The organism is Anabaena sp. UHCC 0253 (genome assembly GCF_009712085.1).
Lineage (GTDB): Bacteria > Cyanobacteriota > Cyanobacteriia > Cyanobacteriales > Nostocaceae > Dolichospermum.
Map to the genome: position 1 here is coordinate 23,659 of NZ_VILD01000015.1, position 17,653 is coordinate 41,311.

General features: G+C 37.4%; 14 protein-coding genes. 2 read left to right on the forward strand and 12 right to left on the reverse strand.

The window, feature by feature from the left end; translation table 11 throughout:
- Nucleotides 1-396: 396 nt before the first annotated feature.
- On the forward strand, nt 397-636 hold the full coding sequence (locus FJR38_RS26165) for a response regulator transcription factor (protein WP_371418301.1): 240 nt from the start codon (nt 397-399) through the stop codon (nt 634-636).
- Here FJR38_RS26165 and FJR38_RS26170 read toward each other — a convergent pair.
- The 3 genes from FJR38_RS26170 to FJR38_RS26180 form a co-directional block, all read right to left on the reverse strand.
- Nucleotides 625-1,278, reverse strand: a complete 654-nt coding sequence (locus tag FJR38_RS26170) for a DUF6753 family protein (protein WP_168540424.1) — start codon at nt 1,276-1,278, stop codon at nt 625-627. The genes FJR38_RS26165 and FJR38_RS26170 overlap by 12 nt on opposite strands.
- 459 nt (nt 1,279-1,737) lie before the next feature.
- The gene (locus FJR38_RS26175) at nt 1,738-2,544 is read right to left on the reverse strand and encodes a hypothetical protein (RefSeq protein ID WP_168540426.1); all 807 of its coding nucleotides are present in this window, start codon (nt 2,542-2,544) and stop codon (nt 1,738-1,740) included.
- Entirely contained in the window at nt 2,516-3,379 is an 864-nt protein-coding gene (locus FJR38_RS26180) for a chromosome partitioning protein ParA (protein WP_168540427.1), read from the reverse strand. The genes FJR38_RS26175 and FJR38_RS26180 overlap by 29 nt, the downstream gene beginning before the upstream one ends.
- A gap of 564 nt (nt 3,380-3,943) precedes the next feature.
- Here FJR38_RS26180 and FJR38_RS26185 point away from each other — a divergent pair.
- Nucleotides 3,944-4,831, forward strand: a complete 888-nt coding sequence (locus FJR38_RS26185) for an IS982 family transposase (RefSeq protein WP_168540429.1) — start codon at nt 3,944-3,946, stop codon at nt 4,829-4,831.
- Between the two features lie 213 nt (nt 4,832-5,044).
- Here the strand turns inward: FJR38_RS26185 and FJR38_RS26190 are convergent, their stop codons facing one another.
- The 9 genes from FJR38_RS26190 to FJR38_RS27915 all read right to left on the reverse strand — a co-directional run.
- Nucleotides 5,045-5,689: a 4Fe-4S single cluster domain-containing protein gene (locus tag FJR38_RS26190; protein ID WP_168540431.1), complete on the reverse strand. Its 645-nt coding sequence runs from the start codon at nt 5,687-5,689 to the stop codon at nt 5,045-5,047.
- 113 nt (nt 5,690-5,802) lie between these two features.
- On the reverse strand, nt 5,803-6,840 hold the full coding sequence (locus FJR38_RS26195; protein ID WP_168540433.1) for a hypothetical protein: 1,038 nt from the start codon (nt 6,838-6,840) through the stop codon (nt 5,803-5,805).
- A gap of 14 nt (nt 6,841-6,854) precedes the next feature.
- Nucleotides 6,855-8,375, reverse strand: coding sequence for a hypothetical protein (locus tag FJR38_RS26200; RefSeq protein ID WP_168540435.1), 1,521 nt, complete (start codon nt 8,373-8,375; stop codon nt 6,855-6,857).
- 90 nt (nt 8,376-8,465) lie between these two features.
- On the reverse strand, nt 8,466-10,409 hold the full coding sequence (locus tag FJR38_RS26205; RefSeq protein ID WP_168540437.1) for a hypothetical protein: 1,944 nt from the start codon (nt 10,407-10,409) through the stop codon (nt 8,466-8,468).
- Nucleotides 10,410-10,421: 12 nt separating this feature from the next.
- Nucleotides 10,422-12,152, reverse strand: coding sequence for an Hsp70 family protein (locus tag FJR38_RS26210; RefSeq protein WP_168540439.1), 1,731 nt, complete (start codon nt 12,150-12,152; stop codon nt 10,422-10,424).
- A 12-nt stretch (nt 12,153-12,164) separates the two neighbouring features.
- Entirely contained in the window at nt 12,165-13,382 is a 1,218-nt protein-coding gene (locus FJR38_RS26215) for a hypothetical protein (protein ID WP_168540441.1), read from the reverse strand.
- Nucleotides 13,383-13,397: 15 nt separating this feature from the next.
- Entirely contained in the window at nt 13,398-16,088 is a 2,691-nt protein-coding gene (locus FJR38_RS26220) for an AAA family ATPase (protein ID WP_168540443.1), read from the reverse strand.
- A 379-nt stretch (nt 16,089-16,467) separates the two neighbouring features.
- Nucleotides 16,468-17,211: a hypothetical protein gene (locus tag FJR38_RS26225; RefSeq protein WP_168540445.1), complete on the reverse strand. Its 744-nt coding sequence runs from the start codon at nt 17,209-17,211 to the stop codon at nt 16,468-16,470.
- A 5-nt stretch (nt 17,212-17,216) separates the two neighbouring features.
- A partial coding sequence (locus FJR38_RS27915) for a PglZ domain-containing protein (protein WP_217360065.1) occupies nt 17,217-17,653 on the reverse strand: 437 nt, incomplete at its 5' end.

Here is a 17,653-nt window from a genome sequence, read left to right on the forward strand (position 1 = left end):
GGAACGTGAAAAGATTGTCAGGTATTTAGGAAGGAGTTGTAGTAAATATTATCTAATTATTTGATGAGAGTTTATTAGACCAAAAAAGATGTAGATAGTGATCGATAAAATTAGTAAATAGAAATTTTTAGCAAAGAGTGAAAATATTTTTTGCTGTAATTGTCATGTTTATTTAAGCCGAAATGACTATTTTAATTGAGAGAGAGAATCTATTTTAAAACCTAGCGAAATTAATTTCGGTAATATTCTCTATTTTTTGGTAGATAAAGTTAAACTCAACCAGAAAAATTAGGTAAATAAAATTTTCCTGGCTGGGATTTTTCAAAAATATCAATAATCTGAGTTACATCTGCGGAATGTGGGTTAGTAGTTACTCCCAGTCTAAAAATAAAACGAGTGTGCCGGCAATATTCCCTTAGTTCTAGGGAATTAGAGATTTTGCAAATGATTGCTATTGGTGATAGAAATAATCAAATTGCCGACAAGCTTTTTTTGAGTGTAGGTACTGTGAGGTCTCATGTCCATCGCATTCTAACTAAACTCGATTGTCAAAACCGCGCTCAAGCTGCTACGAAAGCAATTGTAGAAGGACTGATAGATAGTCCTGAAATGGGCGAAATTGGTTTAACGGCTTGATTTTGATTTTTGATTTAATTGCTCTAGATAACGTTGTCGCTCGTCATTATTCACAACCCAAATCATACATCTGCCTTTCAATTGAGCTTTTTTGGCTCGACAAACACTCAGGTCAAAATCGTTCCATTTCATAATTTGACGAGCAAATTCTCCGTCTTTTGACTTAGCCCAATTCAAAGTTTCTTGTTCTTCTACAGTTAAGCGAACTGGTTCTGTTAACCCTCTACCTTTCCAAATAAAAATTATATTACCAGCCAGCATAACAACACCAAACACACCAGATAATACCAGGGCAGCGGCTATTAAAGGACTAAAGACGGATCTAGATTTTTTTTGCTCAGTTTTACTCAACAAGGTTGATGCTGCTTTAGCGATCGCACTTTTTTGTTGAACAATGGCTACACTTGATGCTTTATCAAGTTTGTCATCTATTTCTGTTGTCCAACCCTCGACTACAGTATTAAGTTTACCGGGAATGTCTTCCATTAAGACCTCAAATTTACCCAGGGAACTTAATACCAAAAACAATGGGTCTTTAGGATTGATACCAGAACGTCTCACTACATCGAGAACCTTCTGTTTAAAATGATCTGATTGTCCTGCTAATGTTGTATCTAAAGAAGCTTCTACAGAGGTGTTCATAAGTTCATGTGCCTTTTTTAAGTTTCTTTATAGAGATCATAAGTAGGTTGGCGTTGAAAATTGTCGTTACTATGGCTAAACGCCACGCTACGCTAACGACTTCACTCAGTAACCTATGGCAGGGCAAGAGGCAAAAGTGAAGAAGTTTTGGGCAATTTTACTTTTCTTTACACAGATTGGTTTTATTGTGTTCACCTACTTGTAGTAATCAAACCTGATTCCTATATGTCAGTTTTTTATTGTGCTGAAACAGACAGAATTAATTACATATTGGTTATTTACTAATTCTCTGTCAGTCAAAAATTTTAGTCCAGATGTTTGTGTAATTAATTTTGTCCTATTACTTGTATGCAGCTTCATATTAATTGGGTAGAAATCCTAAAGTCGTTCTAAATTATGATTTTTCTACGCATAATTTTATTCCCACTTGTTCCTGATTTTGAATATTTACAACAAAGTTTAAAAGTCGCTATTTAATTGATTTTGTAAATCCACTGCTGATGTAATGTTCAATAAGCCCAATAATTCCCCAATATGTTTATTATTCTTAATTTGCTCACTAAATTCTTCCATCCAATTAAAGACACGAGAACGGTTCATAGAATCTATTTCAGAATTTTGGATACCATAGTTATAAGGTGAATCCAGAGATTCTAATAATTCATAAGTATCTTTCCATAACTTGCCCAAATATAACTCATTGTTTCCACTTGCTTGGATACGCTGTTGGATATCAGAACCATCATAGTAAGGAAATTCGTCACCAAAATACAGATTTTTGATAATGATGTAGTCTGCTTTATTTCCATAACAATTAAAAAGCTCTTGTAGATAATCTGTACAATCTCTCCGATAAGAAATTGGATGCACAAAGGTGATACGATAACCTAATTGAGCAATCGCATCCCAAAGCATGACTTCTTGTGCAAATTGTCGGAATTCTTCAAAACTTTGTCCAGGTAAATCACTCAGAGCTACTTGCACATCAGAAAAACTCTCTAAATCAATTAATAATTGGTCTGCACCACCTTGTGTTAAGGGCAATTGAGCAATAGGTAATAATAGCTGATAAGCATATAACTTATTGCGATTACCACTGTAATAAACTCTGAGATTTAGTTGTGATTCTAGATAAATTTCTATCAACAAACGTGCTGTTGTTGACTTACCTACCCTAGCATCACCAACCGTCATTACCAGTCGTTTAGGATTGGGGATAATTCCTGGATTATTTTGGCTATGCGGCTTGATCTGTGATGACTGCATTTTCTTTTATCCCCAATAATTCATTAGCATTCAACACGCTTTGCTCAAATTCTTTCAACCAAGCTGAAACACGAGATTTGATGACAATATTCGCTTCTTTATCCTCTAAAACTTCACTAAAAGTCAAGTTTTTTTCATCAATATAGTCATAGGGTTTGAAAAACAAATCTGGCATTTTAATTTCTACCGCACCATCTGCCAAAAGTGTGGTGCGAGTATCGGAATTGTCATAGCGTTCAAACTTATCAGCTTCACCGTGGAACAGGTTTTTTACAACTACATAATCAACGCGATCGCCACAATATTTGTGAAGAATTCGTAATATATTTACTGAGTCTTTTACCCTAGATAGTACACTTACCATTGTGACTCTGTATCCTAAGCCTTTGACAGCATCAAATACACCTAAATCTTTCTCAAAATTCTCAAAAAACAGACCTGATTGGGCGGGTAAATCTACTAATACCAATGGGGGAAGTTCTTTTTCTAAGTCTATTAGTAAGTCATCTGCACCACCTCTTGTGAAAATATCAAGTAGTTTGACTCCAGGTTGTGCTGAGTCGTAATGTCTATACAATTGGGCATTACGATGATCTGAGTCATAAGCCAAATATTTTAACTGTTTGTTGATATATAAATGTAGCAATCCCCTTGCAAACGTGGATTTCCCGACACCTCCTTTATCACCGGTGATAATTACTATTCTTCCTGTTGGATCAGTTTTATTTTCTACTGTTTCAGTATCTGTTGTTACTTGTTGATTTTGTGTAGTATCTTCATTTGATTGATTCTGTTCATTTTCATTCACGGTGATTTTTTTCCTTTTTCTAGTCATAAATTAAGCAATGATTTGCTTCAATTTTGAAGATATTCTGGTAACGAAAGAGATAAACTGCAAACTGCCTTTTATCTGAGTTAGGTTATGATTAACTACCGTTGAATTTTATTTTCAATTTTTATTAAATGTGTCAGTTGTATTTTTACACTTTATTTAGCTATTTAAAACCCATCATTTGATGTAAAGTAGTAGGCTTTTTGATGTATTTTATTTGGGTTGATTATTCCTCTTTTCAATTTGCACTTCAATTAGTAAAGCAGGGTACATAATGCAGTAGAATAATCGGATGCTTACAACATTACCTGGCATTACCTGAGTTCGATGTAAGAAAATCAGCTAAAAATGAGTATTCAAAAGGGTTAGAGGCTTTTCTGGAGAGATCCCATATTCTCAATAAACCTTAATTATTGAGAATTACTAGGAAACCAGCCTAGATTTAAGTAAATTTTCATAACAAAATCTAAATTTATATTACGAATACTATTTGAATACAAACTCAAAGTACCTCAAATTAGGGACAATAGAATAGGTTTAATTAAAGAAAATTAATGATTATAACTCATGGAATTAGAAACTATTTTCTGTGAAATTGATGATTTTTGTGCCTATTTTGAGCCAATATTTCAAGCTCAAGTTATCCCATCCCAAATAAAAAAAAGAATTAGACCCAGCCGATTATGTCTAAGTGAAATTATGACAATAATTGTGTATTTTCATCGCTCTAGTTACCGCAATTTTAAAGATTATTACCTGAAGCATATCTTCAAATATTGCCAAGCTGAATTTCCCAATTTAGTGAGTTATCAAAGATTTGTTGAATTAATGCCAAATGCTTTAATTCCGTTGATGTATTATCTGAACACACGAAAAGGACTCAACACAGGTATAAGTTTTATTGATAGTACCTCTATTCCTATTTGTCATTCTAAAAGAGCGAAGAAAAATAAGGTCTTTAAAGATTTAGCTGGCTGGGGTAAAAGTTCTATTTGTTGGTATTTTGGGTTTAAACTTCATTTGATTATTAATGATCAAGGAGAGCTACTTGCGTTTCAAATTACTCCTGGAAATACAGATGACCGAAAACCTGTTCCCACTTTGACTAAGAACTTATTTGGGAAAATATTTGGAGACAAAGGATATATTTCTCAAAAACTCTGGCTTGAACTTTGGTCTAATGGACTCAAACTAATCACTCCTTTCAAGAAAAATATGCGGAATAAGCTATTGTCCCTTGAGGAGAAATTAATGCTCCGAAAACGCTCTTTAATTGAAACTGTTAATGACCAACTCAAGAATATTTCACAACTTGCTCATTCTCGACATCGAAGTGTTACTAATTTCATGGTTAATGTTGTTGCTGCTTTAATTGCTTATACTTGGCAACCCAAAAAACCTTCTTTAAGATTTGATGAAAATGAAATTGAAAACTTACCAGTTTTATTAGCTTAATTACCAATTAAATATCAATATTACCTAATAGTAAATACATTTCAAAAAATTAATTTTTTGAGAACTTTTTGGCGTAACCTTTAATTCTCAATAACCAATACTTATTGACATAACTATTGCTGTTACCCACTTTTAGACTTTTTATTTACATCGAACTCAGGTGGCATTGAGCAGGGATCTCGGCTCAATGCCATTGTTCGCTAAATCTAGACCTCACAGTGAACCCTCATTTTTCCCTGAAAGAAATTGTTTTCCAGACGTAGATGCAATGATATCCGAAAATTGGTTAGAAAATTTCACAGGTGGTACACCCACCATCAAAGCATTATCATTCCGCAAATATAGCTCAATATCCCGTTTGCGTTCAGTAAATAAAGCTCCATCTTGTAAATGACGTGCAGTTAAAAAATGTACTACCTGATTACTAGATCCACGCCAACCACGATTATCATTTTGCTCTTGAATATATAATCCATCAATGAGAACATCTATATATGAAAGCATTCTATTAATTTGTGGATCATGTTTGGCCTGTAGTTGAGCAAGGGTAAAGCCTGTGTAGCACATAATCGAAAGGTCGCTCTCCTGGCGTATAAGCGCAAATAGTTCATTAAGTGCTGGGGCTTGAAGCATCGGTTCTCCTCCCGATATGGTGATCCCATCTAACTGGGGGTTACTGAGAATCGCTTGAACGATTTCTTTTGGTTCAATGAGAGTTGCCGTTACTTGAGGAATTGTATCGGGAGAAACACACCCTGGACAGCGGAAACAGCAACCTTGTACCCACAGTACAAAGCGTAATCCTGGACCAAGGACGCGAGTTGCAGGACAAAAATCAGCAAGATTGATCAGAGTCATTGGGAATTGGTATTGGTGTTAATTTAACGTCAATTGATGTCTCAGAAACTAGAAGCCAGGGAATTTATTCCCTGTCTAAAAGCTAAAGTCGGTTAAAACCGACTATTTTTCAGTTACTTGCCAAAGGTGATGTATTGCTTTTGTTGCGATCTTTCATGTTGTGCCTGAGCAGCTTTTAGTTCACAATCTAGTTCAGTTAAACTTTGTTGAATAGTTTGAATCAGGGTTTCCATTCGATGCCGATTAATAGGTAATCTTTTTTGTAAAACTGCATCAATTTGATAGTGAGCATTGAGATCAGCACAAATTGTTTCTGTTTCTTTACGATATTGATTATAGGCAATAATGCTTTCTTGTAGATGTTCCCACTGTTGATTATATTCGTTACGTTGAGATTCGAGATTTTCCAAGGCTGCGGCTAGGGGAATACTTAATTCTGCTTTAGCAGTTTCTGTGAGATTAAGTAATTTGTGAATTTGATTTAAAATCCCCAACTTTTGCTGCTCTTGTCCGAATTTTTGTTGTTCAATTTCTTGCTTTAAAATTTGTTGTTGTTGATGCCAGTAGGCTATTTGCTTTTCAATATCTGCTTTTTGTTCATATAGCGGTAGTATCTCAGTTTCTTTTCGGAGAACTTCTGCTCTTAATTTTGCTAAATCAGTTGTACTTACTTCTGTTTCAATACCTTTTAATTCATCAACTTTTGCTCGTAAATTTAAGAGTTCTGCCGCAGCATTACGCAATTCTTTTTCCTGCGCTAATAATTTAGGAGCAGCTTGGAGCAATGCACCTTTTTGATTAGCAATTTGATGTAATTCGGAGGTACGCTGTTGGGCTTTTTCCTGTAATTTGGCAGGTAGAGAGGGGATACTTAATAATGGCAACCACTGGTTTAAAATGCCTAGCTGTATTTGCAGGGTGGTATTAAGAGCGATCGCCCATGCTTCTAAAGCATCAGGATCGGCGTTAGCTAAGTTCTGCAAACTAGGTATAGAAAAGCAATCTGCCCATAATTGGATGCAAGCTTGAGTTAATTGAAATGGAATCTCAACATTGTCGAAATTCTCCAATCCGCGATCGCTCTTGACTGCGGTTGCTAGATGTTGTAAAACGAGGGCGATTTTCTGAATTTTATCGTCGCTTGTTGTCATAGTGAGGGCAAGATTTATGACTGTGTAGAACGCTGCTGTGTTTGGGAAGAATTGACTTGACGGCGTTTGACTTGTTCCATATCCCGATATTCTTCTTTTGGCCGATCATGACATTGTGTTTCACCTTGAAATTGCAAGATTTCGTCTTCATTGAGAGCGTTAAAAATATCTTCTGCTCGTTCACGTAGTTGTTGATCATCTTGCAAGCGATCGCTAAAAGCATTAATGGAAACGTTGTTTGCTCCAAATTCTTTTTCAGGACTAATGACTGTTACTACTTCTTCCCCAGCAATATTTTTAACTTTAACTACATAAGCATTACGATAATCAGAGCCTTCATAGGCTGCATCACCCTCTGGATCAGCAAGTTGATAGCCGTATTCTCCTAGTAGTTCAACTACTTTATCAGCAATTTCTGCCCGCATTTGGGAGAGGATGATTTGTAGTTTAGCCTGTTCGGCAATTTCTGCTAATTCAGGTTGTAAAGCTTCAATTTCGGTTGCTAGTTGCTTGATTTTTTCTGTGGTAAGGGTACTTTCACCGTTTTTGAGTTGCTGTTCCAAAGCATTAAGTTTTTGCTCATAGGCGCTCAAACGTCCATCTGTCCAATAATCTACTTCTTCACGAAAAATTTCAACTTCGCTTCCGATTTCACCAAATTCAATTTCTACTTGACGATGGGCTTGGGCTTCAGTAATTAATGTGCGTACATCTTCTAGGGTTGCGTTATAATAAAGTAACCATTCTTGCTCTTTTTGTTCGAGTTCAAGACGTAGATCAGCCAGTTGTAGGTATGTTTGTTGAGAGGTGGCGATCGCTGCTTCGGATGCTCCAGAAGCAATATTTTGTTTGACTAAATCTATATTCCTTCGTAAATCAGCTAGTTTATGGGGAGCAAAGCGTTGATGTTGGTAATCACGATCAATTTGTTGGTAAATTGCTTCAACATCTGCTAGATAGTCTTGAGCAAGTTTCGCTTTATATTGTCTTTCCTGTTCAATATTTTCAAATACACGATCAATCTTTTGATCTAATATCCGTTGTCCTGTTTCCCGTGCTTGACGTTCTGCGTCTATGAGTTGGGAAAATTTGCGATCTAGTTGTTGATTTAGGTTTATATATTCTTCTCTTTGTTGAGAAGTGATGCGAAGATACTCGCTACGTTGTTCTTGAAAACCTGTTTGCATGGCTGATTCTAAACGATTGCTTTCACGGGAAAGTGCCTGTTGTTGTCTAGTTTCGGATTCTTTTACGGATTGTTGAAACTCTTGACGCTGTTGTTTTAAGCGTTGTTGAGTGCTGCGTTCGAGGTCGGCTAGGTTGCTGCGTAAACGTTGAGATTCTTGCTCCTGTTGTTTAGTCCGTTGCTCTAATGGTGCGAGACGTTGCTGCATTTCCTGTTGTGCTTCTTGACGAATCCGATTGAGGCGTTCTGGTAAATCTTGTTGTACAGAGCGCAGTCTGCTTGCTTGTTCTTGTAATTTTCTTAATTCTGTTTCAGTAACACTGACGTATTTTTCTTTTCTACCACTCATAGTATATTCCTCTTGTTAGTTGTTTTTTCTAATACAATCCTATGTAGAGACATTCCATACAATATCCCTATATTCTTCAAAACTAAAAAATTAGCCGACCAAATAAGTTACTTTTTCTTGGAACTGCTTTAATTGATATGCTTTAAGGAATTCATCTTCTAATTGTTCAATTATCTCAAGACTGGTGATATTTGCTAACTTTTCTAGGAGTGCATTATCTGAATTTTTATCCCCATAATAAAATTGAACATCAATGAATTTAGTTCTCACATTCTTAATGAGAGATTCACGTTTTCCTTTTAGTATTCCCTGGGAAATAATTTTTTCTTTTTCATCTTCATTAATCTCCGAAGATTTTGTTGCAGATACGAGAGAAGTCGATGATGTTCCTGTTAATGATAATGTTTCATATCTGATACTATTAGGTGCAATATCTGGATTTCTTTGACCAGTTGTTGTTGGTTCAGTGAGAACAATTGCTTTCACTTTTGCTTCAGAATTGACAAGATAAACAGGATAAATTGCTTTAATGATTTTTCCCTCATCATCGTACCCTTTTGCGGCTTCGTGATAATTGAAACGGAAAGGCGCACCTTCACTATCGAGACTCAAAAAAGCTGGTGAATCTGCCAGGTTAGCACGTTGCAGAAATATTAAAGCGTTGTTAATTGATTGCTGGATTTCAGTTTGAATATCTTGGTTGAGAGATGTAAAATTAAAGTGGAGTTTTTGACAAAGTTTTTCTGTCAATTCTCTTATAGCTTGTTTAAAGTCGTCTTCTTGCCATTTGCCAGGAACAGGATATTGAACCTTTCCCTGTGCGAGATTTGCTGCCTTTGTCAGCAGTTCTGAAACTTGTGGTAATTGATTTATATCAAATATTGGCAGCTTTTGACAAAACAAATTTTGCATTTCATTGAGCATTCCTGATGGTAGTTCTATTGAACTTGTGCTTTCTCCTCGCATCATTGCCTGTCCACCAATCAGAACAATAGCAGAGATATCAGCTTTAATATCATTGACTTTTTCTCGACGTTGTTGCTTGAGTTCTGGGTTGCTTGTTACCATCAATTTAAACAAGCTATTTGCTAAAGGATCAAGATGTTGCTCTTTGAGAGTTTTATATTCACCTGTCAATACATGATGCTGGGGGCGATCGCTTGTTCCATCATAATGTGTACCTGTATTTCGTTTAACAGATGCTACTTCTGCTAAAAGTTTGCCTTTGCTTGCTTCTAATTCAGCTAAATTTTTCTCTAAACCTTGCTTTTCTTTTGTGATTAGTGCAACCTCGTCTCTCAATTTATCAATTTGCTGATGAGAAGTATCTATTTTACGACTCAATTCTTGTCGAAGATTTTGAATCTGTTGTATATAGTTTGTTTCAGAATTTTGTCTTATACGAGAAAGATTGTCTTTCTCTGCCATAGTGTTTCTAAGTCTTTCCTCTAGTGAGTAGTAACTTTCTTTCCAGTCCTGATTATCTTTCTTTAATTGACGATTTTCCTGCTTAAGCAATTTATTGGATTCCTCTTTATCAGATAAATCTTGGCGATATTTTCCTAGATCATCTAATAACCGAGCCATTAAATCTAGTGCAGCTTTGGTATCGTCCCAAGCACCATTAATATCTTGGGGATGTAGTTGATAACCACTACTAATATCATTTAGCCAGTCGAGAACTTCCCCCAGGTTATTGTATATTCTTTCATTTCCCTGCAACATACCCATTCTACCCAAAAGTCCAATTGGTTTTTTGTCTAAAAATCTTTCTTTTGTTGTGTCAAGAGATTCTAAAGACTCTTTTCTTGCATCATCATTTCCCTCTGAATTAGGAGAAGAATTTTTATTATATTCGGTTTGTTCAGATGTTGTAGAAGATTCTGAATTTGTTATCTCGTTGTTTACTGGAGTATCTGCTTCTGGAGTTTCTCCAGTTGTATTTGATTCTTGTGGAGGTTGGTTTGGATCTGGAGTATTATCTGTACCAGATGTTTCTGGCTGTGAGTTATTTGTTTCTTGAAATTCCATCATGTATAACCTTCCTTATTCAATCGAGTAGGTAGAAGAAAACCGCAAAGTAGTGTTGTAAGTTTTTTCTGTTTTGATATCTATAGCGGTGATAGAAATCTCAGTTTTACCAAAATTCATGGAAACTTCCACAGGGCGATCGCGTGTCCCTACAGTTGAAGAAATATCAACATCTAACTTACCCAACTCCTCTACATCTGCCTCATCTGTATAACGGGGGTTATCTTTTCGTGTTCCATAAAATGTGAAGACTAATATCTGCTGATCAGCACTCATAGGAAAAAAAGAGTGGGTGACAACTTCATTCACATCAACACTCTCACCCGCTAATACAAAAGGACTAAAACGATTGGAAATATACCAGCCATCTTGTTCTTCAAAATATTGTCGTTTGCTTTTTTGCTGGCGATCGCGATTTTCATCGAATGGCTGACAACTTTGACAACCATAAGTAAGGCGAGAACGACGTGAGCGGATGCTTTCTGGATTGATACCAAATGAAGCTGCTCCTTGTACGATAGCAGCACCCGGATCTGATGGCATGACAACCTTAATCCGACTCCCGAATTCCTGCTGAATCCGTTGACGTAAAACTGGGGATGTAGAAAATCCACCAACCAGATATAGAATGTCACATCCGCGATCATCTAACTGGACAAACTGTTCTTTTACTTTTCGTACCAAACCATCCAATATAGGTTCAAAAAGTCCCTGCATGGTTTCTTTACCAAGATGAACTTTGTCATCATCACCATCCTGTTCATCAGCAAGTTTTTCTAATACCTGGGGATAGTCTTTAGATAGAATTTTGTAGAGTCGGTTAGGAATTTCAAAATAGGTTGTATTAGTCGTAGTGGGGTCAAAATCACACTTTTTCCGTTCCCAGGTTGCCATTAATTCTAACCAACCAATAGGATCTTCTTCTTCATAGCGGTTTAAGGCTTGAGCAGTTAGTTTACCTGCCAAATATTCCCGAAACTCTTTGTCCACATAGGTTGAACCATAAGCTCCACCACTGCCTTCTGCTACTTCATCTAGACCACCATGCGGGGAAACCTCATGGACTGTAATATCAACAGTACCACCACCACAATCTACAACCATGAAGCGTTTACCAGCTTCTAGTTCTGCTTGGTCTTTTTCTTGACAGTAAATAGCGGCCGCTTCAGGTTCGAGAACCAGTAACAGGCGTTCTCGGTCATCATCGCTGCCAGTAATTAGTCCTGCTTTGATAGCAGCACGACGCATGAAAGATTTTTCATCATCCTTCCAGATAGCAGGAATGGTTAAACACCAAAGAATTTCGTTATTTTTGAGTTCACCACTGGTAGCGTTATCTAGTTCTTTACGCAATAATCCACCTAGTTCACGGAGGTAATCAGCTACAAGGTTGATGACTGGAAATTCTTGTCCGTTGTTAGCTGTGGCAATGGGACCTTCATCAGTACGTTTACGGCTTTCTCGCAGTGCCATTTTAAAGGTAGGAAAAAAGCTGTAGTCTTTAGCGTTTTTGGCTTGACGCAGTTCCGCTAATCGGGATAGGGCAGCATATCCCCATGTTTCTAACTTGCGATCGCCATTATAAAGGCTTTGTGTCAAAGTTTTGATGTACTGAAAGGGTTGTTTGTCCCATTCATAGCGCCCGATAACCCGTTTATCGTCTTTAAAGGCATAGGCATAGCCTGAACGCGATGTTCCAAAGTCAATGGCTGCCACAACTTTGATTTTCTTGCTATCAAAGGTCACTACATTAATCTCCTACAAACTATGAAAGTAATCTCCTACACCATCTCTTTGAATGATCCGATTATATTTAAGTTCGGCACGTACTGTCAAAATGGCATCTACTAAGAGAATAGCATGATATTTTTCTAACATTGCCTGTAGTTGATCTTTTGGCATTGGCTTTTGTGCTAATAAATCCATGACAGTTTCAAGAATAAGAGAGTGAACAGGGAGATTTTGCCATTCTTGGTTGAGACGTTTTTTCTGAAGCTGTTTAATCTGATCTAGTGCTTCAGCCGGATCTGTGACGTTTGTTATTTCAGCAATAAACTGATCAAATAGTTCGGACTGTAACCACTGGGAAAGCGCCACTTGTGCCATCCGTTCACGTTGAATAAGTTCTTTAAGTTGTTGTTTAGCGTCTTCTAATTGCTTTTGTAGGTTATTATTTTGGATTTGTTGATTTTGTAAATTACTTTCGAGTTGTTCATTATCGGTTTCTATAACTTGCAGTCGGCGTTGTAATTTATCAACTTTAGTTCCTAGTTTCTGGGCTTGTTCTTTTTCGGTAGTTACTTGTTGTAAATGTCGCTGCAATAATTCAATTTGTTCTTGGCGATCGCTCAGTTGATTTTGCAGATTGGTTTGATTTTGTTCATTAACTACTTCTGTGTTTTTTAATAAGTTTTTTAGCTGTAATATTTCTTTTTCTAATTCTATTTTTAATTGTTGAGTAGTGTCTTGAATTTGCCCTTTTTCGGTAGTGATTTGTTGTAAACGTCGGTGCAATAGTTCAATTTGTTCTTGGCGATCACTCAATTGATTTTGCAAATCAGTTTTAAGTTCCTGATTTGTTGTAACTGTATTTTGTAGGTTTTGTTGAAGTTGAGTAATTTCAGTTTCTAATTGACAAACGCGCTTTTCTTCTCTTTGTTTAGCACTTTCTAAGACTTGATCTTTCTCAACATTCAGTCTTTCTAACCGTCTTGTTAATAACTCAATTCGGGATTGACAATCATCAATTTGGTTTTGACGATCAGCGATCGCACTTTCTGCTTGTTTTGCCCTTAGTTCTGCGGCTTGCTTACGCCCCCAGACTCGTTTTGCCCACTCAATATTATGACTATTTTTCCCAGGTTCTAAACTGCCATTGACAGTAATATGATCTGATAAATTCCATCCACAACCTGTACAAAAGTTTGGTGGTATTTCTGAATATGTGGTTTGGCAAATAGGGCATCTGATAGGCATATATTTCTGCTTACGTTACTTGAGTGGAGGCAGATCATACACATTAAACGTAATCATTGCTTCACCTTCAAGATTATCTCTGATTAGGCGTACTTGTTGTAATCTTACCATTGCTTCAAACAGATTGCGGACATCCCTAGCATTACCAAAATTACGAGATCGGTTGTTATACATCAAATTTAGGCGATCACCCACAGCTTGTTTAACATCAGGTGGACAAACGTAAGCTGGTTTATTAGTACGGCAATAATACAGGAAAATTTCCAGCATTTCATTACCAGTATAATCAGGAAATTCGATAGTTTTGGCGATACGCGACTCAATACCAGGATTCATGGCCAAAAAGCCCTGCATTTCACGGGTATAACCCGCAAAAATCACAACTAGGCGATCGCGGTAATTTTCCATCATCGGTACAAGAGTATCAATTGCCTCTTGACCATAATCATTTGCTGATCCGTGCTGTGATGCTAGTGCATAAGCTTCATCAATGAACAAAATACCATCAAGTGCTTCTTCTATCTTGGCGCGGGTTTTGGGTGCAGTTTGTCCCAGGTATTGTGCCACCAATGATTCACGGGTTGCAGAAACAAATTGTCCTTTTTTGAGTATGCCTAAAGCCTTGAGAATTTTACCCACTAAGGTTGCTACAGTAGTTTTACCCGTTCCCGGATTACCTAAAAATAACAAATGACGACTCATGCGATCATCTGTCTCAAAACCAGCTTTTCTTAATCGTTGTTTTGCTTGTTCACTGGCTACAAATTCGCCCATAGCTGCCTTGACAGAAGCCAAACCAATCATTGCATCTAATTCTGCTAACAAGGATTCCAGAGTCACATCGTCACGTCTTCCTGAAGCAGCAGCAAGAGACATAAAATCTATCTTGGGTTGTTCTCGATTACCAGGTACAATGCAAATTTTGTTATGTTCAATTATTAATTCTGCTTGAGTAATACTCTGAGTTTGTAATTCAATACACTCATCTGTAAATAAATCATTGAGTGCTTCATTTATACCTCTGCCGCCATAGTTTTGCGCTTGTTCATAGGTGCTTTTTACTAATGCTGTTAAAGCAGTTTTATCAACTATTAAATCAATACCAAAGCGATCTTCAGTAAACCGTTTCACCAAGCGTAAAATCATCTCTGCTTGTTCAGCGAGTCCCAACCGACCAAGAGGAAGTATTTTATCAATGCGGCCAATAAATTCTGGCGGTAAAAAACCTGTTTTTTGGAGGATTTCTTTGGCACGATTGGGAGTTTCAGCAATTTGTTCACCTGCTAAATTGGTGGTTAATAAACAAATGGTATCTTTAGGAGCGATCGCTGTACCATTAGCATCACTGGCTCTACCTTCATCAAAAAATGCCAACATCCGTCGCCAAATAGAGGCATGGGCTTTTTCAATTTCATCGAATAGTAAAACACAACGTTGTTGATTATGCCGCAGAGTGTTAGGTAGCCATCCACCCTGTTCTGCACCTTGATAACCAAGAGGAGATCCAAAAAGATTGGCAACTTTATGTTCTTCCCCATATTCCCCCATATCACACCGTTGTAATGTTGTGCTTAGTGCTTCAGCTAAGGCTTTACTTAGTTCGGTTTTACCTGTACCAGTTGGACCAGGTAACAAAATTACTAAAGGTTTAGGACTTTTTTGGGCTGCGAGTTTCCCCCGCACCAATTTAACTAGATTGGTAATTGGTTCTTGGTGGCCAATGACCTTTTGACGGAGTGCATTGGTTAATTCTTCCGCAGTGGGTAAAGATAGTTGTTGCGGTTGGATTGTCCAATTATGAAGATATGCCTGTTTTAAAGAAATTTCAGGAACAGGTAAGAGGGTATCATGCCAATATTTTAGCGGTTTTGATTCTTGAGATAGGGCTGTAATTAGGGTATCTAATTCTGTCCAGGCGATTATTTTTCGTTCATCCTGTAAACGTAAACATTGAATCAAATTACCAATTTCCGAGGCTGTAGGTGTGCCAACATGACAAATATTTACCTGATCTGGCGATCGCTCTCGATTTAATAATAAATTACTTAAAAATGTCAGTCCAATCCCTTGGCAAAAATCTTGAAGTTCACTATAAGTATCTTGATGGAAAATAAAGATGCACAAATTACGATTAGTTGGTAATAGTCGGGACCATTCAACAATTGTGCCATCGAGTGAGCGACGTAGTTCAAATTGGCGTAAATCTTCAGGATTAGCAAATATAATTGCTGATCTTTGACTGCTATCTTCCATAAATGTTTGCAATAGTGGAAGTACATCCCGATCTTGCATTCGTGTAGGACGTGTGAGAACCTGCTGATAATTAGGGGTTATTGCTGGAGCATTATTAGGAGTTTGATTAGTAGTAGGTTGTGGATCTTTTTTGCCTAAATAGCGTTTTTTTCGTCCTAAAGGTCCTGGCACTACTTTGATATCATCATTAACACTAACGGAAGAGGGATTTTGGGGACGGAGAAGGGCGCGATTACGGGATTCATAATCGAGAAAATACAACTTACGATTCCCTGAATAGAAAGCAATCCGCTGATAGCCTTGCTCTTGAAGATAGCTATGGAATGCTTGTTCAATGTCTTGTAGGATCAGATCGTCACTACAAAAACTATCACTCGTGTTTGCTCCATAGAGGAGAATAAAACGATCTCCTGCTTGTAAACGAATTTTTTGTGTAATACGCTCAATAGTCACACTTATTAGCTACTCCCCCACAGAATGTAAGTCATTTGCTGAAATAAGAAAAATCCTAGAAAAGTTTAGTTCAAAAAGTATACACTGTAAGAGTGTTAGGATATCGAACATGGGTAATATCCGAGCTTTTGAGTTGTTGTTTTGGAAGACTATAACTCTACTACATCAGTCCTCTTTTTGTACTCTTTTTTTGGCTACAGTATTGAGGGCTACAGCCAGTATCAGTATCCCGGTTTTGCTCCAACTAGCTCTGTTGCTCTGCTGTTGCGAGATTATTTATCTGGAAGTTTAAGTGAACTCATTGAACCAAGAATCTCCATTTCTGGCGAGACGCTTGTGCGAACGCTTTGATAATTGGAGAGGTTGGAGAGTGTCAATCCTAATGTCGTAACATCACCATATTTTCATCAAATCCTTGATTAAACCATTCTAATCTTTTGTTATTTTCTAAATCGCGGAAACTAAGGAGATTAATAGTAAAAGGAAATAGTGCAGGAGTTTGAGCGATCGCACTCATTGACTTAGAACTAGAATCACTAGCAATTAAGGCTGCCTCTATTAACCAAACCGCCAACTGTCTATTCTCAACAAATTGCACTGATGCAGCTTCATAAATACCTTTTTCATTGGTATCTTGCAACACGCCCCAATCTACAAAACAGCGCAGTACACGCCTGGTTGCCCGTGATACAGTTTCTCGTTCCCCTAGTTGCTCTTTAATTCTTCTCTGCACAGAAACCGCAGCTACCGTTCCTTGTAACCGTAAAAGACGACCTACTGTTTCCGCCACAACTGCAAAAAACGGGTAAACTGCCATTATCATTCCCCAATGCACAGCTAGATGCTGGTCTTCAGGAAGAGTTCTCAGATAGTCCAGTGCTTCGTTACGTAAAGGTTCTAAATTAGCTGGTACGCCAACCCAAGTTCGCAATAGAATCGAAATTGTTTTTCTTCGACTACTAGATTTACTTTCGCTACCAACTGAAAGCTTATCTTCCAAAAAATTATTGACTACTGCTTGGATTTCGGAGCGAGTTGAACCAGTTAAGAGAAGTTGAGCCGTAAATTCCAGCCATTCTAATTGAATGCGCTGACTAAAGCCAACTTGCACTTGTCTGTTCATTTCGTTCAACCTTCAACCTGAATAAATGGAACTACCAACTCTTCTAAAGAAATACCACCATGTCCGACAATTTTCTCTCCTGTGCGAATAAAAGCTGTACGTCCTGGCGCGAGTAGTGGTAAGTATTTTACTGGTAATCCAATTGCTGGCCACTCAATCGCGGTAGTAAAGTCACTTTTAACTTTATCTCTGAGAACGTTGTCTGGGTAAACCCTCACTCGTTCCCCACGTAAATCAGCGATCGCACCTTCTTTTGGTTGCCCAATACCTGTTGCTTCCAAATTGCCGTGGTCGGATGTGATCACAACTTTGAAATTATGCTGTAGCAACAAGTTTAGCAGACTGGACATAAAACCCTGCTCTGCCCATTGGTGGACTTGATTATGCATTCCAGCCGTACCTAACTGCATCCCGTGCATAATCTTATCGACTGTATCAACCA